This is a genomic window from Flavobacterium yafengii (assembly GCF_030010375.1).
In the GTDB taxonomy this organism is placed as follows: domain Bacteria; phylum Bacteroidota; class Bacteroidia; order Flavobacteriales; family Flavobacteriaceae; genus Flavobacterium; species Flavobacterium yafengii.
The window spans coordinates 378,603-398,279 of record NZ_JASCRY010000002.1 but is presented as its reverse complement, the minus strand read 5'-3'; the positions used below and the strand labels follow the sequence as shown (position 1 = coordinate 398,279).

At 33.3% G+C, this 19,677-nt stretch carries 16 protein-coding genes and 1 pseudogene; 10 read left to right on the top strand and 7 right to left on the bottom strand.

The genetic code is table 11. From position 1 onward, the window contains the following. Position 1: 1 nt before the first annotated feature. On the bottom strand, positions 2 to 385 hold the full coding sequence (locus tag QLS97_RS09245) for a DUF3037 domain-containing protein (protein ID WP_131915829.1): 384 nt from the start codon (positions 383 to 385) through the stop codon (positions 2 to 4). Further along, entirely contained in the window at positions 363 to 1,157 is a 795-nt protein-coding gene (locus QLS97_RS09240) for a HipA family kinase (protein ID WP_282716144.1), read from the bottom strand. The genes QLS97_RS09245 and QLS97_RS09240 overlap by 23 nt, the downstream gene beginning before the upstream one ends. A 231-nt stretch (positions 1,158 to 1,388) precedes the next feature. Here QLS97_RS09240 and QLS97_RS09235 point away from each other — a divergent pair, with 231 nt between their 5' ends. Next, positions 1,389 to 2,738, top strand: coding sequence for a TlpA family protein disulfide reductase (locus QLS97_RS09235; protein ID WP_282716142.1), 1,350 nt, complete (start codon positions 1,389 to 1,391; stop codon positions 2,736 to 2,738). A gap of 27 nt (positions 2,739 to 2,765) precedes the next feature. On the opposite strand, the gene QLS97_RS09230 is transcribed toward QLS97_RS09235, so the two are convergent. Continuing rightward, on the bottom strand, positions 2,766 to 3,614 hold the full coding sequence (locus QLS97_RS09230; RefSeq protein ID WP_282716140.1) for an NAD(P)H-hydrate dehydratase: 849 nt from the start codon (positions 3,612 to 3,614) through the stop codon (positions 2,766 to 2,768). A gap of 299 nt (positions 3,615 to 3,913) precedes the next feature. Here QLS97_RS09230 and gcvT point away from each other — a divergent pair, with 299 nt between their 5' ends. The 5 genes from gcvT (at position 3,914) to QLS97_RS09205 (ending at position 11,492) form a co-directional block, all read left to right on the top strand. Continuing rightward, positions 3,914 to 4,996, top strand: a complete 1,083-nt coding sequence (gene gcvT, locus QLS97_RS09225) for a glycine cleavage system aminomethyltransferase GcvT (protein ID WP_282716138.1) — start codon at positions 3,914 to 3,916, stop codon at positions 4,994 to 4,996. Between the two features lie 6 nt (positions 4,997 to 5,002). Then, the gene (locus tag QLS97_RS09220; protein ID WP_282716136.1) at positions 5,003 to 7,045 is read left to right on the top strand and encodes a S41 family peptidase; all 2,043 of its coding nucleotides are present in this window, start codon (positions 5,003 to 5,005) and stop codon (positions 7,043 to 7,045) included. 13 nt (positions 7,046 to 7,058) lie between these two features. Continuing rightward, positions 7,059 to 8,093 carry an LIC11966 family surface protein gene (locus QLS97_RS09215; protein WP_282716134.1) on the top strand — a complete coding sequence of 345 codons (1,035 nt, stop codon included), beginning with the start codon at positions 7,059 to 7,061 and terminating at the stop codon, positions 8,091 to 8,093. Positions 8,094 to 8,154: 61 nt separating this feature from the next. Further along, on the top strand, positions 8,155 to 8,868 hold the full coding sequence (locus QLS97_RS09210) for a YebC/PmpR family DNA-binding transcriptional regulator (protein WP_282716132.1): 714 nt from the start codon (positions 8,155 to 8,157) through the stop codon (positions 8,866 to 8,868). A gap of 551 nt (positions 8,869 to 9,419) precedes the next feature. Continuing rightward, a complete protein-coding gene (locus QLS97_RS09205; protein ID WP_282716131.1) occupies positions 9,420 to 11,492 on the top strand; it encodes a hypothetical protein in 2,073 nt (690 codons plus the stop codon). Positions 11,493 to 11,576: 84 nt separating this feature from the next. Here QLS97_RS09205 and capA read toward each other — a convergent pair whose 3' ends face one another. Together capA and QLS97_RS09195 are read right to left on the bottom strand one after the other, a co-directional pair. Further along, positions 11,577 to 12,617, bottom strand: a complete 1,041-nt coding sequence (gene capA / locus QLS97_RS09200; RefSeq protein ID WP_282716129.1) for a cysteate synthase — start codon at positions 12,615 to 12,617, stop codon at positions 11,577 to 11,579. A 69-nt stretch (positions 12,618 to 12,686) separates the two neighbouring features. After that, positions 12,687 to 14,822 (bottom strand): S9 family peptidase, encoded by a 2,136-nt coding sequence (locus tag QLS97_RS09195; RefSeq protein WP_282716128.1) that lies wholly within the window; start codon positions 14,820 to 14,822, stop codon positions 12,687 to 12,689. 70 nt (positions 14,823 to 14,892) lie between these two features. Here QLS97_RS09195 and QLS97_RS09190 point away from each other — a divergent pair, with 70 nt between their 5' ends. Then, positions 14,893 to 15,213 carry a YbaB/EbfC family nucleoid-associated protein gene (locus QLS97_RS09190; RefSeq protein WP_099715715.1) on the top strand — a complete coding sequence of 107 codons (321 nt, stop codon included), beginning with the start codon at positions 14,893 to 14,895 and terminating at the stop codon, positions 15,211 to 15,213. 85 nt (positions 15,214 to 15,298) lie between these two features. Here QLS97_RS09190 and QLS97_RS09185 read toward each other — a convergent pair whose 3' ends face one another. Further along, positions 15,299 to 16,321, bottom strand: a complete 1,023-nt coding sequence (locus QLS97_RS09185) for a threonine aldolase family protein (protein ID WP_282716126.1) — start codon at positions 16,319 to 16,321, stop codon at positions 15,299 to 15,301. Between the two features lie 189 nt (positions 16,322 to 16,510). Between QLS97_RS09185 and prfB the strand changes: the two genes are divergently transcribed. Continuing rightward, a protein-coding gene (gene prfB, locus QLS97_RS09180) for a peptide chain release factor 2 (protein WP_282716125.1) occupies positions 16,511 to 17,606 on the top strand; the annotation gives its coding sequence in 2 pieces (ribosomal slippage) (positions 16,511 to 16,573 and positions 16,575 to 17,606; 1,095 coding nt in all). 91 nt (positions 17,607 to 17,697) lie between these two features. After that, a complete protein-coding gene (locus QLS97_RS09175) occupies positions 17,698 to 18,396 on the top strand; it encodes an energy transducer TonB (protein WP_282716123.1) in 699 nt (232 codons plus the stop codon). Positions 18,397 to 18,434: 38 nt separating this feature from the next. On the opposite strand, the pseudogene QLS97_RS09170 reads toward QLS97_RS09175, so the two are convergent. Next, positions 18,435 to 18,530: pseudogene (locus QLS97_RS09170) on the bottom strand (phospholipase A); the annotation flags it as partial. Between the two features lie 132 nt (positions 18,531 to 18,662). Between QLS97_RS09170 and lpxD the strand changes: the two are divergent. Next, positions 18,663 to 19,661, top strand: a complete 999-nt coding sequence (lpxD, locus tag QLS97_RS09165) for a UDP-3-O-(3-hydroxymyristoyl)glucosamine N-acyltransferase (RefSeq protein WP_282716119.1) — start codon at positions 18,663 to 18,665, stop codon at positions 19,659 to 19,661. Positions 19,662 to 19,677: the final 16 nt, after the last annotated feature.

The window sequence follows — 19,677 nt, the reverse complement described above, 5'->3', positions numbered from 1 at the left end:
TTTACAGTACCATTTCCTCAAATAAACGTTGGGTTGTTTGTTCCAAATCATCACTCAGTCCAGAATGTGGTCTTGAGGTTTGAATGGCAGAGCTGCGAAGCGCTGTCAACCAACGGAAACGCGATGGAATATCAAATTGTCCTATTGGTCCACCTGATTTTTCGCCATGCGCCACTTTCTCAAATGCCTGTAAGTTTAAATGCAATTGTTCCAAATCTAAATCGGCTGAGAATAGTTGCAATTTAGCTTCATTCATCGAGCAAAGTACTTTTATAAACTTCGCTTTTTTACAAAAGAGAATAATACCCACATTGAGGAATTCTTCGCGTTCTACCCTTGGCACAACCCGGATTACGGCATACTCATATAAGTGCTTCTCTTGCATTTTGTGCTTCGTTTATAAAAATTTCGGAATGGTTTAAACGTATGGATAAAAACTGGAAATAGACATTTCGAATGGCTTCGGGAGTTTCATCGGTCTCTTCCCAATTGAGCCATACTTCTGGAATCAGATTTACGATATTCTGTAATACATCATCTGTCAATATTTTTTTGAATATAGCATCCGTTTCTGTCAACATGGAAGCCTGAGGCAATAATACATGGTCTTTTATCAGTGCAAAAGGACTTTGCGCATGCTTTTCCCAATTAGTCCACGAATGATGAAAATAAAGACTTGCACCATGATCGATCAGCCATAATTCTTTATGCCAAATCAACATATTGGTATTTCTAAACGTTCTGTCGACATTTGTAATAAAAGCATCTAACCAAACAATTTGGGACGCTAATTTTGGGTCAACCAAAGTGACAACAGGATCAAAATTTATGGCTCCCGATAAATAATGCAATGCCAAATTAAGTCCTTGACTGCCTTGAAGCAAGTCCTGAATTTCTTCATCGCCTTCTGAACGGCCAAAAGCTTCATCGAGATTTGCAAAAACGAGTTCCGGCATTTTTAGGTTTAAAACACGAGCAATTTCTCCGCCAATTAATTCGGCAATCAAGGCTTTCACGCCATGTCCGGCACCTTTGAATTTCAATACGTATTTAAAATCATCATCGGCTTCAGCGAGCGCAGGCAAAGAACCGCCTTCCCGCAACGGAGTGATGTATCGCGTAACATTTACGGTTCTAAGATGGGGTGTTTTTTCCATAATCGAATTGGATAAAGCAATTTTGCTTGAATACAAACTTACAAATAAGTAGGATAAAATTCATTTATGAGTACTATTTACTCCAATTTTTCTAAACTCAAAAAGGCTTTCCCAATATTTGCGTCAAAATTTATAATAGCAAACAATATCTTTTATTTTATAACCTGAAAATTAAGCAATAATTTTTATAAGAAATAGTTTATATTTGAATTACTTTATAAATAACCAAATATGAAAAAAACTATTTATCTATTGCTAATTATAGTTTTAGCCTCATTCACAACTTCAAAAGAGCTAATAACAATTTCGGGGAAAATTACAAATACCGAGAATGGGACAATCAGTATTAAAGGAGAATCATTTGAGAAAGAAATCAAATTAAATGCTGATGGTAGTTTTTTGGAAAACATAAGCATAGCTTATGATGGAATTTATACACTTGAAACTAGCAAAAACAGCCTGCCAATCTATTTGTCAAAAGAGACTAAACTAATGCTGATAGCTGATGATAAAGTCTTTAATGCAAGTATAAAATATAAAGGCATAGGAAGTGTTGAGAATCAATATATAGCTAAAAAATCAAATATAATCTCTCAAATTTCAGATGAAGAATTGTATAAATTAGATGAAATGGAGTTCCTGAATAAAGTAAATGAAATTAAAACTTCTATTTCAGCCTTGTACAATAAAACTAAATTTACTAATGACTATTTCAAAGAAAAAGAGGTTGCTAACATCTATTATTTTGAACAAAAACACGTCTTGTTTTATAAAAATTATCATAATCTTTATGCCCATTTAAAAGGGTTTAAAGTTTCAGATAAATTTCCAAAATTTGATAAAAAAATAGATTTAGATAATGATGCTGATTTTTTATTTTCCCGTGAGTATCAAAAATTAGCTGTGTTGAAATTCTTTAATAATATAAAATTTGACGGAACTGACATTGATTTTATTATTGCTAAAATCACTGGTATTAAAGCTATTAAAAGTCAAAACCTTAAAAATTTAATAATTCAGAATTCCATTTATGACGTAAATGTTGATTATGCCAATTATGAAAAAATATACCAAGAATATCTTTCAAACACAAATAATCAAAAATTAAAAGAAAGTCTTACTTCAATTTATAATAATATAATAGCGACACAATCGCATAAAGCATCTCCACAATTTGATTACGAAAACCAAAAAGGCGGAAAAACTTCTTTAGAGAGTCTAAAAGGAAAATATGTTTACATTGATGTTTGGGCAACTTGGTGTGGGCCTTGTCTTAAGGAAGTACCATCCTTGAAAAAAGTGGAAGAACAATACCAAGGTAAAAATATTCAGTTTGTTAGCATTTCTGTTGACAATATTAAAGACCGACAAAAATGGAGCAATATTGTAAACACAAAACAATTGGGAGGAATTCAATTATTAGCAGATATGGACATTAATTCCGAATTTATTAAAGCTTATGAAATAAAGGAAATTCCCAGATTCATTCTTATTGATCCAGATGGCAACATTGTAAATTCAAATGCTCCAAAACCATCTGAAACCAAACTGATTGATTTGTTTAACGAATTGAAAATATAATTTTTTTTGAAAGCTTTTTAAGAAATTTTATTCTGTAATACTCAAAAAAGCTTTCCCAATAGTAGCAATCACATCTGAAGCGATAAAGGATTGATAACCCATTTCGGGGAATGCAATATCTGCGGTTAGTCCATGGAGGTAAACGCCAAGAATTGCTGCGTTAATTGGTTCATAGGATTGTGCAACTAAACTGGTAATCATTCCCGTCAAAACATCGCCACTTCCCGCAGTTGCGAGAGCGGCATTTCCAGTAGTATTTTCATAAACAGTTTCTCCATCTATGATTTGGGTTGGTGCGCCTTTCATTACGATTATTACTTGGTGTTGTTTTGAAAAAGAGATTGTGTTATTGATTTTTTCTTCTTCGGAATGCCATTTTCCTATTAATCGCTCCAGTTCTTTGGGATGCGGCGTTAGGATTGTTTTAGGCGGTACCAAAGAAACCCATTCTTTATTTTTGGATAAAATATTCAACGCATCGGCATCGATTACTAAAGGCGTTTTATTCGTTTTTAAAAACTGATGCAATGCCTTTTGAGTTTCTATTTCCTGACCTAAACCTGGACCAATTCCGATGGCTTGCGGCGTTATATCGAAAGTGATATTAGAGATTAATTTTTCCTGATTGTCCGTAAGAACCATAACTTCGGGAATGGCAGTTTGAAGAATAGTGTACCCACATTTTGGAATAAAAACGGTGACTAATCCGCAACCGGTTTTCAAGCACGCTTTGGCAGACAAACTCACTGCTCCTATTTTTCCATAACTTCCGCCAATGATTAAAGCGTGTCCCTGAATTCCCTTGTGAGTGTGTTTATCCGGTTGTTTGTAGCGTTTCAGGATTTCTTTTTGGTCGATGTAAATGGAATTCGTCATGGAAATTTGTTTGTTTAAAATTACGAATTTAATAGGAAACAAATTCGTTAATTGAACCGAAATTCCCTAGCCCTGATAGAAGCGACATCCTTTATTTAAAGCTTCCAGCCTTTTGAAGGCTGGAAGCTTTAAATAAAGATAGAGCGAATAGCAGGAAATAGCTCCTAAAAAATGGCTATAAATCCTACAGCACGAATTATTCCGAAAACGTTTGAAACTTTAAACTTTGCTTCGCTCTGCCTTTGTCACCCGAAATAAAATCAATAAATTAGCGACTTCAAATTTTATATAAAAACACAATGAAAAATACTGCGCTTACGCACATACACGAGAGTTTGGGAGCAAAAATGCTTCCGTTTGCCGGATACAATATGCCAATTTTATATGAAGGAGTGAATGCGGAACATGAAACGGTGCGCAATGCCGTGGGTGTTTTTGACGTTTCTCACATGGGTGAATTCTTGCTTACGGGGCCAAATGCATTGGCTTTGATTCAGAAAGTGACTTCGAATGATGCTTCGACTTTGACTATTGGAAGAGCACAATATTCTTGTTTGCCAAACAATGACGGTGGAATTGTAGACGATTTGATTGTTTATAAAATGAAGGACGAGCAATATTTATTAGTGGTAAATGCTTCGAATATTGATAAGGATTGGGATTGGATTTCGGCTCATAATGATTTGGGTGTGGATATGAAAAACCTTTCAGATGATTATTCATTATTGGCTATTCAAGGACCGAAAGCGGTTGAAGCGATGCAATCTTTAACTTCAAAAGATTTATCTGCGATTCCATATTACCATTTTGAAGTGGGTGATTTTGCCGGTATCGAAAACGTGATTATTTCGGCTACTGGATATACGGGTTCCGGAGGTTTTGAGATTTATTGCAAAAACTCAGAAGTAGAACAAATTTGGAATAAAGTTTTTGAAGCGGGTGCAGCTTTTGGTATCAAACCAATTGGACTTGCAGCTCGTGATACATTGCGATTGGAAATGGGTTTCTGTTTGTACGGAAATGATATCAACGACACGACTTCTCCACTAGAAGCTGGTTTGGGATGGATTACAAAGTTCACTAAAGAATTCACCAATTCAGAAAACTTAAAAAAACAAAAAGAAGCAGGAGTTACTAAAAAATTAGTCGCTTTTGAAATGCTGGAACGTGCTGTGCCAAGACACGATTACGAAATTGTGAATGCAGCTGGAGATGTTATTGGAATTGTAACTTCGGGAACGATGTCACCATCCATGAATAAAGGAATTGGTTTAGGTTACGTAACTGTTGAAAACAGTGCTTTGGAAAGTGACATTTTTATCCGAATTCGTAAAAATGACGTTCCTGCCAAAGTGATAAAATTACCTTTTTACAAGAAATAAAAATAAATGAAGAAACTTTCACTTGTATTATTGCTGACAACATTTTCACTTTTAGGTCAAAATGAGGTAAAAACTTGTGAAACACTTTCTAAAATAAATGCGTTAATTCAACGTGATCATTACCATCCAAAACCGGTAAACGACAGTTTATCGGTTTTTGTTTTTGATAGCTTTTTGGATGTTTTGGATGCTAACCGAAACTTATTCACAAAGATTGAATATCAAAAACTACGTGAACATAGGCTTCAGCTGGACAATTATATTTTACAGAACAATTGTTCCTTTATGAATGATTTTGTTGCTGTTTATAAATTGGCTCTGACCAGAAAAAAGAAAGTTTTAGAGAAAATACAAAAAGAAAATTTTGATTATACCACGAATGACTCGGTAAAATTTTCGAAGAAAAACTTCCCTTTTGATTTGGTTTCAACCGATATCGAAAGAGTTTGGAGAAAGAGAATCAAATATGATATTCTGGAAGATATTTCGAAATTAAGTTCTAATTTAGATTCACTCACACAGAATTTTCCAAAGCTGGAGAAAACTGCAAAAGTAAAAATATTTGACACCAACTTGTGCAAAGTAAACAGTATCCTTGAAGGCAATAACAGATTGGAAAATGACCTTCAAAATAATTTCTTGAATATTTTTTGCACTTATTTTGATCCTCATTCCAATTATTTTTCAATGGATGCCAAATCCAGTTTTATGTCGGGTTTATCAATGAGTAATCTTTCGTTAGGATTAAATATTGGATTTAATGAAAAAGAGGAAATTATCATCGAAGAAATTGTCCCGGGTGGTCCCGCCGCCAAAACGGATAAGTTTGACAAAGACGATGTAATTCTAAAAGTATCTAATACCAAAGGAGATGAATATTCTGTTTCCTGTGCTTCAATAGAAAAAATTGGAGAATTGATTTTTTCTGATTCGAATGTAGAAATAGAATTGACCATTCAGAAAAAAAATGGAACAATACAATCTGTACTACTCAGAAAACAAGTAATGAAAACCACTGAGAATGCTGTTTTCAGTTATATTGCCGAAGCGGAAACAAAAATTGGGTACATCAATATTCCAAGTTTTTATTCTAATTTCAATGGATATTCTATTCAAGGCTGTGCCGATGATGTTGCCAAAGAAATTGTGAAACTTCAACAAGACAATGTTGAAGGCTTAGTAATCGATCTTCAAAACAATGGTGGCGGATCTATGGAAGAAGCTATTAAATTAGCCGGAATGTTTTTAGATATTGGCCCAGTATCCGTTTTGGTTAATAATAAAAACAAGCAAACCATTTTAAAAGACGGCAATCGTGGCAGTGTTTACAATGGACCAATCGTGCTGTTAATCAACGGAAATTCAGCATCCGCAAGTGAATTTTTTGCAGCTTCAATGCAGGATTACAACAGGGCAATCATTATTGGAAGTAAATCATTGGGCAAAGCTTCTATGCAAACTATTTTACCATTGGACGAAAACAATCAACAGGATTTTGTAAAACTAACCATTGAAAAATTCTACAGAATTACTGGTGACAGTCATCAAATAAAAGGAATTGTTCCAGATATTGCGTTACCAGTTTTATTTGACAGCATAACTCAGCGCGAAATCAGTTTTAAAACAGCTTTGAAATATGATGTGATTGCTACAAAAGCAAGATTTAATCCGTTTTCAAAAACTTATTTTCCCAAAATAATCGAATTAAGTAATTCAAGAGTAAAAAATGCCGCTCATTTCAATGAAATCAGTTTGGCTAACGAACAGATAAATGCACTTTACAACAATCCAAAAAAACCAACACGTTTGATTTTTAAAGATGTATTCAACGATATTCATGAAATTGATTCACTTTGGAAAAAAGTCAAAAAAATTGTGGAAAGCGAAAGTAAAAATACCATTTCGAATAATTCCTATGATTTGGAAAAATTGAAATTTGATGTTTTTCAACAAGATATTAATCGCTTTAAAATAAAAGAGGTGAAAAACAATCCTTATTTAGAAGAAGCAATTGCTATAATAAACGATTATAAGAATTTGAATAAATAACCAACCAAAAAAAATGAAATTAACCTTTACTTTGCTCCTATTTTTAATTACGATTACCTTTTCTAATGCTCAAGAATTCAAAACTCCTGTTGACTATTTGAATTACATTGGTAAAGAAACTGATGCTATTTCTCGAACAACTTGGAAATATACTTCGGCAGTTGCGCATAGTAAAAATGCCCGAAGAATTGATGTAACTCGTAAAACATTGGTAAAAAGCATTCAAAATGCCACTAAAAAAATTGAAGCTTTAAAGGATGGATATAAAGGCGATGTTGAATATAAAGAGCAACTGCTAGCCTATTTATCAATTTCTGAAAAACAAATCAATCAGGAATATGAAAAAATCATAAATATGCAGGAAGTGGCTGAACAATCGTATGATTTTATGGAAGCTTTTATTTTGGCAAGAGATTTAGTCAATACTAAAATCAATGAGGAAGTGAATAAATTGAATGCTAACCAAAAAATATTTGCTAATAAATATGGTATCCAAATTGGAGAAGACAAAAGTGAATTGGGAAAAAAAATGAAAATATCCAACGAAGTTTTTGAAAATCACACCCAATTATTTTTGATATTTTTCAAAGTAAATTTCACAGAATCTCTTTTGATGAATGCCATTGCTCAAAACAATTTGAATGCCATTCAACAAAACAGTAATGCATTAGAGCAATATTCGAACGAAGGTTTAGATAAATTAAAAACATTTAAAGCTTACAATAATGATTTAATACTAGTAAATGCCACCAAAAAAGTATTAGAATTCAGTAAAAAAGAAGCACTGGAATTTAGTCCTAAAGTAGTTGCCTTTATGATGCTCAATCAAAAATTTCAAGAGAGTAAAAAAACAATGGATAACAAATCAGCAGCTTCGAGATCAAAGGAGGAAGTGGATAATTTCAATAAATTGGTAAACGAGTTGAATAAGGAAGTAGGGAATTATAATGCTATCAATAACAAGTTCAATTCAGAGCGAGCCAATGCTATCAATTTTTGGAATGTAACAGGCGATACTTTTATTTCAAAGCATGTGCCAATTGACTAATAAAAATTTTTGAAAAAATAACTAATAACTGTATTTTTGCAGTTCAAAATAAAAGATAGAAATGGGAAGAGCGTTTGAGTTTAGAAAAGGTAGAAAAATGAAACGTTGGTCGGCAATGGCCAAAGCATTTACCAGAATTGGTAAAGATATTGTAATGGCTGTAAAAGAAGGCGGTCCTAATCCTGATGCCAACTCCAGATTAAGAGCCGTTATTCAGAACTCGAAGGCAGTAAATATGCCAAAAGAAAATGTAGAACGTGCCATTAAAAAAGCTACCGATAAAGACACAGCCAACTATAAAGAAGTTTTATTTGAAGGATATGCGCCTCATGGAATTGCAATTCTAGTTGAAACTGCAACTGATAACAACAATAGAACCGTAGCTAACATTCGTAGTTATTTTAACAAATGCAATGGAACTATGGGAACCCAGGGTTCGGTTGAATTTATGTTTGATCATACCTGTAATTTTAGAATTCCAACAAACGGAATCGACCCTGAAGAATTAGAATTAGAGTTAATCGATTTTGGTGCTGAAGAGGTTTTTGAAGACGAAGACGGTATTTTAATATATGCTCCTTTTGGGAGTTTTGGAACCATTCAAAAAGAATTAGAAAACAGAGGATTAGAAATTCTTTCTTCCGGATTCGAAAGAATTCCTCAAATCACTAAGAAACTTACTGAAGCTCAAGTAGCGGATGTAGAGAAACTTATTGAAAAAATCGAGGAAGATGATGACGTGATGAACGTATATCACACTATGGAAGAAGAATAGATTTCTTTATAATTATACTTAAAACTCTAGCTTTGGCTGGAGTTTTTTTGTTTCACAATTTATGAATCAAGAATGAAGCCTCTGTCATTTCTTGTTTAAAGTATTTTCTGAGTTATTTAGTAAAATCGGCTGAAAATATATTTACAACACAAACTAGATAGTTTCTTGGAATTATTTGTTTTCCTATTGCTTTTCACTTTTTCTGAAGTTTTCAAGAACTAAACCAATAGTGTTTCAATACAATTTTTAATAAGTGTGTACCTTCAAATTATTTTATAAATACCGTTTAAATAACTGACTTTAACTAAAAAAAGATGATTTAGCAAACGAGTATTTTTTAATATCTTTTTTACTGCAACCAAGTTTATTATATTTGCTAACTTTTGCGAAATTCAACACCTTAAAAACAAGCGAAACATAAAACCATTGGAAACACAATTATTTTTTGTGAAGATTTTCTACAAAAGATGGTTCTTGATTGAATTTAGTTAGAAAGCAAATTTTCCCAATACAGAATATCGTTCTAAGGAACGCTTAAAATTATAACATATATGACAAACAATATTCTAATTGAAAATCAATATAAAAGAACTAGTTTATTTGAAAAAGAAAATGTAAATTATTTAGTTCGCATTTTAAAAAGATTCAATACCGTACCAAAGATAAATAACATCAATATTATCACTTCAACCAGTGAGCCTACTATTTTCAAAATTGTTCCTAACAAATCAATTATAATTGGTTCCTCCTTTTTGAATAAACCCATTTTAGCTTTAGTCTATTTAAGATATGGAATCGAATGGCAGCTATGGTACAAAGCTTTGAACGCCGAGAAAAAAGACACTATTTTATGTGATATTGCAGCTCTTGAAGTAATTCGAATATTTTATAATTTACTACCTAAAGATGATAAAGAAAAATTAGAAAATCTTGATTATCTTCTAATTAATCTAATTAAAAATGATACCTATTTAAATACCGAATCTTCATTAATAAACGAAGAGCTCCAGTCTTTTCATGGTTTAAAAAATTCTAATACTGAACTCAAAGAATCTTGGAAACCTATTGTCGAAAATCTTGCAAAACCCACAGAATACATGTTGATGTCTGGAGGAGATCTTAGATTGAATATCGACGAGATTCATTTGCTAAATAAATACGGATGTCGCCCATTCCCAAGACCTGATGCATTTACTTTTGCTTCTTCTACGGCGTCGAGCGTTTCTAATTTTGCTTTTGATAAAACAGATAAAGTGAGAAGTATATTGATTAGAAATAGCCTGAAAAAAGGTTTTCAAAATACTACGATCGAGTTTTCTGAACTGCTGAAAAATAACCTGAGACATATATTTAAATTAAATGAGGAATGTGAAATAATTTTTTCACCATCAGGTACTGATTCTTCTCTTCAAATAGCAGCCATAACACAAATTATTTCCGATAAAGAAATTACACATATTCTGGTTGCCTCTGATGAAACTGGCAGCGGTGTGGCGGCGGCCTTAAAAGGGTGTCATTTTGAAAACACTACTGCTTTAAATTATCCAATTAAAAAAGACACTAAAATTGAAGGTTTTAGAGATGTTGATTTAATACAAATCCCTTTTAGAGATCAAAATGGTGCATTAAAATCTTCTAATCAATTAGATCAGGAAGTATTTGACGCCGTTATTACGACCAAAAATCAAGGCAGGCATATAGTATTACATACTATGGACCAATCAAAATTAGGGTATCAATCTCCTAGTGACGAATTTATTAAAAAACTAAATACACTTGAAGATTTATCAATTCAAATAATTGTAGATGGATCACAGCTAAGATTAGATCCAAAAGACATACAAAATTATTTAAATAAAGGATATATTGTCACCATAACGGGGAGTAAATTCTTCACTGGTCCTCCATACTGCGGTGCATTAATTTTACCTAAAAGTGTCAATAAATTAATTCAATCTGTAAAAAATACATTACCCAAAGGATTAACCCAATATTATAATCGTTCTGATTGGCCTACTTCTTGGTTTTGTTCCAATGAATTATCTGACGGCTATAACTATGGTTCCTATATGCGCTGGAATGCTGCTGTGGTTGAAATGGACAGGTATTACAAAACACCTATTTTATATCGAAATATGGGTATTGAGATGTTTTGCAATTTTGTGGATGACTCCATAAAAGAGGCCACTTTTTTACAACCTATTTATGGGGATGAAACAAAAACTAAGAGTTACAGCAGTAAAGAATTTGGAATAAGAAATATCCGTACCATTTTTCCTTTCTTTATTTTTAAAAACAATGAAGTCTTATCTGTTGATAAAGTAAAAAAATTATATACTTTATTAAATTCTGATTTATCTGATCAGTTTGAAGGTTCTTCTTTAGAAATCATTCGGCTTGCGGCCCAAAAATGTCATATTGGTCAAGCAGTTAATGTAAAATATACTACAGAAATTGAAAGTGCTATTTTAAGAATTAGTTTGGGTGCCAGAGTTATTTCTGAAAGTTGGGTCAATAGAGATATTAGTCTCTTTTTTAGAAATATAGAATTACAAATGAGTCAGATCACAATCACTATTAAAAAAATTGAATTGATCCTTAATAATCCTGAATTATTGGATTAAATAAAAAAGTGTTCTTATTTAGAGTGCAATAAAAAAGTCCCATTTGCAAAAGCAGATGGGACTTTTTTATTTATAATTTTCAACTTATTTTATCATTTCAATTTTTTGAACTTCTTCTTCGTTGATGCTGTCAAAGAAACCTTGTTCGTTCATCCAATCATCGCTAAATACTTTACTCATATAACGAGAACCGTGATCCGGAAAAATTGCAATTACATTACTGTCGGCGTCAAATTCACCTTCTTCTGCATATTGTCTTATCGCTTGCATCACTGCTCCTGAAGTATATCCAACAAATAAACCTTCTTTTCTGGTGATTTCTCGTGCAGCATGAGCGCTTTCCTCATCCGTCACTTTCATGAACTTATCAATAATATCAAAATCCGTTGCAGATGGAATTAAATTTTTCCCCAAACCTTCTATTCTGTATGGATAAATTTCATCATTATCGAATTCTCTGGTTTCATGATATTTTTTCAATACAGAACCAAAAGCATCCACTCCAAGAATTCTAATATTAGGATTTTGCTCTTTTAGATATTTTGCAGTACCTGAAATAGTGCCACCTGTTCCACTACAAGCAATTAAGTGTGTAATTGCTCCGTTAGTTTGTTTCCAAATTTCCGGACCGGTAGACTTATAATGCGCATCAACATTCAATTCATTGAAATACTGATTGATATAAACCGAGCCTTTTGTTTCTTCGTGCAAACGTTTGGCTACGTTATAATAAGAACGCTCATCATCAGCAGAAACATGCGCCGGACAAACATATACTTTAGCACCTAAGCTGCGAAGCATATCTATTTTATCTTTAGATGATTTAGAACTAACAGCAAGAATGCAGTTGTAGCCTTTTATTATACTGACCATTGCTAAACTAAAACCCGTATTACCGGAAGTTGTTTCAATTATGGTATCACCCGGAGATAAAATACCTTTCTTTTCAGCTTCTTCAATTATGTATAATGCTATTCTATCTTTTGAGGAATGTCCTGGATTAAAAGCTTCTACTTTAGCGTAAAAATTCCCTTCTAAATTTTCAGTAACTTTATTTAGCTTAATAAGTGGAGTATTACCTATTAATTCTAAAACATTATTATAAGCAGTTATTTCTTTTTTCATAAAAAAATAGTTAGTCGTGGCAATTTTTCATTAAACACGAATGTTGCAAATTTAACAAAAAAAATCTAATTAGTTTTTAATTCCTTCTAAATCTAATAAAAAACTATATTCCTTTGCTAATTCCTTTAGAGCTTCAAATCGTCCTGAAGCGCCACCGTGACCGGCATCCATATTCGTATTAAGATATAAAACGGTATCATTTGTTTTTAAGGTACGTAGCTTTGCAACCCACTTTGCAGGCTCCCAATATTGCACTTGAGAATCATGAAGTCCCGTAGAAACAAACATATTAGGGTATTTTTGAGCCTTTACATTATCATAAGGCGAATACGATAACATATAATCATACGATTTTTTCTCATTTGGATTTCCCCACTCGTCATATTCTCCAGTTGTAAGCGGAATCGTATCATCAAGCATCGTGGTAATTACATCTACAAAAGGCACTTGAGCAATCACTCCGTTATACAATTCTGGAGCCATATTGACTACTGCTCCCATTAATAATCCGCCTGCTGAACCGCCTTCGGCATATAAATGGTTTGGTGAAGTATATTTTTCCTGAATCAAAAACTTGGAACAATCAATAAAATCAGTGAATGTGTTTTTCTTTTTCAATAATTTTCCGTCCTCATACCATTCTCTTCCTAAATCTTCGCCACCGCGAATGTGTGCTATTGCAAATACAAATCCTCTGTCCAGAATAGACAAACGTGTCGATGAAAAGTAAGTATCCATTGTAACTCCATAAGAGCCATATGCATAAAGTAACAAAGGATTTTTGCCGTCTTTTTTTAATCCTTTTCGGTATACCAAGGAAATAGGCACCTTAGTTCCATCAGTAGCCGTGGCCCAAACGCGTTCTTCTATATAATTATTTTTATCAAATTTGCCTCCAAGAACTTCTTGCTCTTTCTTGATTTCTTTCTCTTTGGTTTTCATGTTAAAATCAATAACCGAAGACGGCGTTGCTAATGATTGATAGCTGTAACGTAAGATATCAGTGTCAAAATTAACATTTGTGGTCGTGTAGGCATTGTACGTTTCACTTCCAAAAGGCAAGTAATACTCTCCTTCTCCACTCCAAGGCATTATTCGAATATGATTCAATCCATTTGAACGTTCTTCGACAACCAAATAGTTTCTAAAAATCTCGATATCTTCCAGCAAAACGTCTTTTCTATGTGCAATTACATCTTTCCAATTTTCTTTTGCAGTAGCGTTCTCAGGCGTTTTCATCAACTTGAAATTAGTTGCCTTGTCTTTATTGGTAAGAATATAAAAAGAATCGCCAAAATGAGAAATACTGTATTCTAAACCACGAACTCTTGGTTGAAAAACCACAAACTCACCATTTGGAGTATCAGAATTAAGTATTCTATATTCAGTCGTTAATGTACTTCCTGAACCAATAACAATGTATTTTCTTGATTTTTCTTTACTCACCGAAACGTTGAAGGTATCGTCCTTTTCGTTAAAAACCAAAACATCATCTACAGCATCAGTAGCTAATTTGTGTTTGAAAACTTTATCAGATCGCAAGGTAACTTTGTCCTGTCTGGTATAAAAAATAGTTTTATTATCGTTTGCCCAAACTGAGTTTCCTGTGGCATTTTCAATTTTATCCGAAAGGATTTCTCCCGTTTCAAGATTTTTTATCTGTATCGTGTAGATTCTTCTTCCAACAATGTCTATTCCAAAACTTGCAAATTTATTATCAGGACTCACACTCAAACCTCCTAATTGAAAATAGGAATGTCCTTTAGCCAAATCATTACAGTTGAATAAAATTTCTTCATTGGCAGAAAGACTTCCTTTTTTTCTGGAATAAATGGGATAATCCTGCCCTTTCTCAAAACGTGTGATGTAGTAATAACCATTATATAAATAAGGAACTGATTGATCATCTTCCTTAATTCTTCCTTTCATTTCCTCAAACAATTCTTTTTGAAAATCTTTAGTATGCGCAGTCATTGCATCATAGTAGGTGTTTTCCTTATTCAGGTAATCAATAACTTCGGGATTTTCTCTGTCATTTAGCCAGAAGTAATTATCAATTCTTGTCTCATTATGTTTTTCTAATGATTTAGGAATTATTTTAGCTACTGGAATTGGACTATTTTTTAACATTTGTTGTGCTTTTGTATTAGTAAATGAAGTTGCAAAAATAACACAAAGAGAAGTTATGATGAGTCTATTTTTCATGAATATTTTGTTGAATATGACTATGCAATATACTAATTTTGTGATTCAATTAATTTAAAAAAATTAAAACATGGATTTAATGGGAATGATGGGTAAACTTAAAGAAACCCAACAAAAGATAGAAGACACTAAAAAACGTTTAGACACAGTCCTTATAGATGAGCAAAGTACCGATGGTTTATTGAAAGTGACACTGACTGCCAATCGCTCAATTAAATCAATTACTATTGACGATTCTTTGCTGGAAGACAAAGAACAATTAGAAGATTATATGATTTTGGTACTAAACAAAGCTATCGAAAAAGCTACTAAAGTAAATGAAGCTGAACTTGATGCTGTTGCAAAAATGGATATGCCAATGATTCCAGGAATGGATAATCTTTTTAAATAAAAAAGTTTAAAGTTTAAGGCTTACTGTTTTTTCATCGCGATAAAAACGTTAAACCTTAAACTTTAAACAAATTTTCCAAACAGAATTATACTAATTTTTGGAGTGTTTCCAAAACATAAGTATGCATCACTTCTCTATAATCAAGATGCGTTACAATTCTCAATTTTCCATGTCCCATCGAGCTGATTGAAATGTTTTTTTGTTTTAAAACTTCAATTAAATTCTTCTCGTTACAATTTGGCACCAATGAAAAAATCAAAATATTAGTCTCAACTGGCTCTACAGAAGCTACCCAGCTTAACTTTTTCAATACATCGGCAATTTCTTTAGCTCTACGATGATCTTCAGCAAGGCGTTCTATGTTGTTATCCAAAGCATAAATTCCGGCTGCTGCCAAATATCCTACTTGACGCATTCCGCCACCTAATATTTTTCGAACACGCAACGCTCTGTGAATAGTCGCTTTATCAGCCAATAAAACAGAACCAATTGGTGCTCCCAATCCTTTGGATAAACAAACCGAAATAGTATCGAATAATTTTCCAAATGCTTTTGGATCTTGCTTTTTGGCTACCAATGCATTCCAAATTCGGGCGCCATCCATGTGAAATTTCAAATTATTGGCATCGCAAACCTGTTTAATTCTTTGCAAGTCTTCTAGTTCGTAACAAGCGCCTCCGCCCTTATTGGTTGTGTTTTCCACACAAACTAAACTCGTTAAAGGACTGTGATAAAATTCAGGGTCATTAATTGCTCCCGCCACTTGTTCGGCAGTTATCATTCCGCGGTTTCCGTCTAATAAACAACAAGAAACTCCGCTATTAAAAGAAACTCCACCACCTTCATAATGATAAACGTGTGCGTATTTGTCCGCTATTAATTGTTCGCCGGGCTGTGTATGCAATTTTATGGCTGCTTGATTGGCCATTGTTCCAGAAGGGAAGAAAAGTCCTGCCTCCATACCAAACATCGCTGCAACTTTTGCTTCTAATTCAATAACAGTAGGATCTTGTTTGTAAACATCATCCCCTACAACTGCTTTAAACATGTATTGCAACATTTCATTAGAAGGCTTTGTGATTGTATCGCTAATTAAATTTATTTCCATATTTTTTTTATTATCAGTACGGACAATTCCCGAATTGTCCCTTCGTAAAATTTTTCTATTTTTGTGCCACAAATTTACATAATACCGTTTGTTAATTCAAACTAGTTCAGTTAAAACTAAACTAAATATATTACACAACGGAATTTTTTATAAATATTGAAAACAGACTTATCAAATTAATATAATTTTATGACAACTACCGAACAAATTAAAGGTATTGTGGAGCGCCTTGGTGCGTTGAGGAGGTATCTTTGACGTTGATGCCAAGCTAATTGAGATTTCTAATGAAGAAGAGAAAACTTTTGCTCCTGACTTTTGGAACAATGCAAAAGAAGCGGAACTCATTGTAAAAAATCTTAGAAACAAGAAAAAATGGATAGAAGATTACAATAAAGCGGTCGAAATGACGGACGAATTGCAACTCGCCTATGATTTTTATAAAGAAGGAGAACTTACCGGAGAAGAATTAGACGAACATTACAACGCCACTCAAGCTCATATTGAAGCAATCGAATTCAAAAATATGCTTTCGGACGAAGGCGATACGTTGAGTGCTGTTGTACAAATAACAGCTGGTGCCGGTGGAACTGAAAGTTGTGATTGGGCCGAAATGCTCATGCGCATGTACATGATGTGGGGCGAAAAATACGGCTATAAAATCAAAGAACTGAATTTCCAGAAAGGAGAAGCTGCGGGTATAAAAACCGTAACACTAGAATTTGAAGGCGATTATTCTTTTGGTTACTTGAAAGGTGAAAACGGCGTACATCGATTAGTTAGAATATCTCCTTTTGACAGTAATGCCAAGCGTCATACGTCGTTTGCATCCGTTTACGTGTATCCGCTTGTAGATGATAGTATCGAAATTGATATTAATCCTGCCGATATCGAAATTACCACTTCTCGATCCAGTGGTGCCGGAGGACAAAATGTAAATAAAGTAGAAACTAAAGTACAATTGTTTCACAAACCAACCGGAATTCAGATACAATGTTCTGAAACACGATCACAACAAGATAACAGACAACGAGCGATGCAAATGTTACGCTCTCAATTGTACGAAATTGAGTTAAAAAAGAAACAGGCACAACGCGCTGATATTGAAGCCGGGAAAATGAAAATAGAATGGGGTTCACAAATCAGAAATTACGTGATGCAACCCTATAAATTAGTCAAAGATGTTCGAACCGGTCATGAAACCAGCAATGTTGAAGGCGTAATGAATGGAGAAATCGATGAATTCCTTAAAGCATATCTCATGATGATGGGACAAAAAGAAGAGTAAAAATATTCTACTATTAAATTTAATCCTACAGTAAGCTAAAGCTATATTGTAGGATTTTTTGTTAATTTTGTTCCAAAATCATCACGTTACCATGAAAAAATTACTTGTATTATTCGTTTTATTATCGTCCATAACTTTTTATGCACAGAAAAAAGTATATTTTACAGAAGATTTCAAAGAATTACCATCTGCAGATAATGCCACTTATTATACTATTTATGAAGAGAGTCCAGAAGGAACATTGCGAACAACTTACTACCTCGATAATTCTCTTTTTACCAAAGATGATTTTTCTAATTACAAAAGACGAATTTTAAACGGCACATCTGAAAAGTGGTATAAAAATGGCACTAAACAAATGCTGGCAATATATATTAAAGGCAAACAAGAAGGCGTTCAAACTCGATATTTTGAAAATGGTCAAGTAAAACGTACCGAAAATTTTAAAAACGGAAAATTTGTTGACGGGAAATGTTTTAATGAAAACGGAACTGAAATAGAATTTTTTCCTTACTACGTAAAACCTGAATTCCCTGGAGGAATGAAAGCTTTTTATGATTATGTGGCAAATAATTTTAAATCTCCAAACAGTGGTAGAGGTGAAATAAGAATTGGATTTTATGTTGAATTAGACGGAACTTTAAACCACTTCGAAGTTGTAAAAAGCATCAATAAAGAGATGGATTTGTCAGCTATACGATTATTAGTTAACGGTCCAAGATGGACTCCAGGTAAAATAGATGGTAAAGAAACACGTGTGAAATTTGGCATACCAATTACCGTTCTATAAATTTTTCACGATATTTTTAAGAATTGCTCCTTTAAAATTTAAAGCCATTCTATCAAGGAAACCCCTACTCCAATAGTAGTTTGTAGATTATTATAATCAATCAGCGTTTCACCATATCCGCGAGAGAATAACAATTATAGAATTGCGTGAAAAATGTATATAACTACTCCTTTTATTCATGTTAAAGAAATTGGTAAGATTAGGAATTTCAACCCTAAATTCTTTTATTTGGAAAATATTAAACAACCAAATCCAATATATACTTAATGAAATCCTACACCATTCAAGAAATAAATGAGATTCTAAAAGGAGAAATAGTCGGGAATACTTTTCAAAGTATTACTGCGCCTGAACAACTTGAAGCCGCTAATGAATCTGAAATTTCATTTATTGGAAACAAAAAATATGAAAAATTTTGGTCTGCATCTAAAGCTTGTGTAGCAGTTGTCAACGAAGATATATCTATTGAACCCGGTGAAGACAGGGCTTTCATCAAGGTTAAAAATGCTGATTTGGCAATGTCTCAAGTGTTGGAACTTTTTGCACCTCCAACTCCATTATTTACAATTGATATTCATCCAACCGCCGTAATTGACCCAAGTGCAACTATTTGTAATGGCGCCAGAATTGGTGCAGGTTGTTATATAGGACCTAAAGTTATAATTGGAGACAACACGACCATTTATCCAAATGTAACTATACTTGATGAATGTACGATAGGAAAAAATACCGTGATTTGGTCAGGAACGGTCATTAGAGAACGATGTCATATTGGTAATGAATGCATTTTGCATCCCAATGCTACAATTGGTGCCGATGGTTTTGGTTTTCGTCCTGATCCACAAAGAGGCCTGGTAAAAATTCCGCAAATTGGGAATGTAATTATAGGTAATGGAGTCGAAATTGGTGCGAATACTTGCGTCGATAGAGGAAAATTTAGCTCAACCGTTTTAGGAGATGGTTGCAAAATTGATAATTTAGTTCAAATAGGTCACAATAGTAAATTAGGCAAATTCTGTATTATGGCTGGAAACAGTGGACTGGCAGGATCAGTAACTTTAGGGAACGGCGTAATTATTGGCGGAAGCGCTTCTATAAAAGACCATACCACTATAGGTGATGGTGCTATTGTAGGTGCTGGTTCAGGCGTTACGGGAGATATTCCAGCAGGAAAAACTATGTTAGGATATCCTGCAGTAGAAGCTCGAGATGCATTAAAACAATGGGCAATTTTGAAAAGACTTGTAAATGAGTCTAAAAAATAAATACTTACTTTTTTAT

Coding starts and splice junctions, on each gene's coding strand:
- capA (WP_282716129.1), bottom strand. CDS start 12,617: ATGAAAAAAGAAATAACTGCTTATAATAATGTTTTAGAATTAATAGGT.
- QLS97_RS09240 (WP_282716144.1), bottom strand. CDS start 1,157: ATGGAAAAAACACCCCATCTTAGAACCGTAAATGTTACGCGATACATC.
- QLS97_RS09215 (WP_282716134.1), top strand. CDS start 7,059: ATGAAATTAACCTTTACTTTGCTCCTATTTTTAATTACGATTACCTTT.
- QLS97_RS09210 (WP_282716132.1), top strand. CDS start 8,155: ATGGGAAGAGCGTTTGAGTTTAGAAAAGGTAGAAAAATGAAACGTTGG.
- gcvT (WP_282716138.1), top strand. CDS start 3,914: ATGAAAAATACTGCGCTTACGCACATACACGAGAGTTTGGGAGCAAAA.
- QLS97_RS09245 (WP_131915829.1), bottom strand. CDS start 385: ATGCAAGAGAAGCACTTATATGAGTATGCCGTAATCCGGGTTGTGCCA.
- QLS97_RS09205 (WP_282716131.1), top strand. CDS start 9,420: ATGACAAACAATATTCTAATTGAAAATCAATATAAAAGAACTAGTTTA.
- QLS97_RS09185 (WP_282716126.1), bottom strand. CDS start 16,321: ATGGAAATAAATTTAATTAGCGATACAATCACAAAGCCTTCTAATGAA.
- QLS97_RS09175 (WP_282716123.1), top strand. CDS start 17,698: ATGAAAAAATTACTTGTATTATTCGTTTTATTATCGTCCATAACTTTT.
- QLS97_RS09190 (WP_099715715.1), top strand. CDS start 14,893: ATGGATTTAATGGGAATGATGGGTAAACTTAAAGAAACCCAACAAAAG.
- QLS97_RS09220 (WP_282716136.1), top strand. CDS start 5,003: ATGAAGAAACTTTCACTTGTATTATTGCTGACAACATTTTCACTTTTA.
- QLS97_RS09235 (WP_282716142.1), top strand. CDS start 1,389: ATGAAAAAAACTATTTATCTATTGCTAATTATAGTTTTAGCCTCATTC.
- lpxD (WP_282716119.1), top strand. CDS start 18,663: ATGAAATCCTACACCATTCAAGAAATAAATGAGATTCTAAAAGGAGAA.
- QLS97_RS09195 (WP_282716128.1), bottom strand. CDS start 14,822: ATGAAAAATAGACTCATCATAACTTCTCTTTGTGTTATTTTTGCAACT.
- QLS97_RS09230 (WP_282716140.1), bottom strand. CDS start 3,614: ATGACGAATTCCATTTACATCGACCAAAAAGAAATCCTGAAACGCTAC.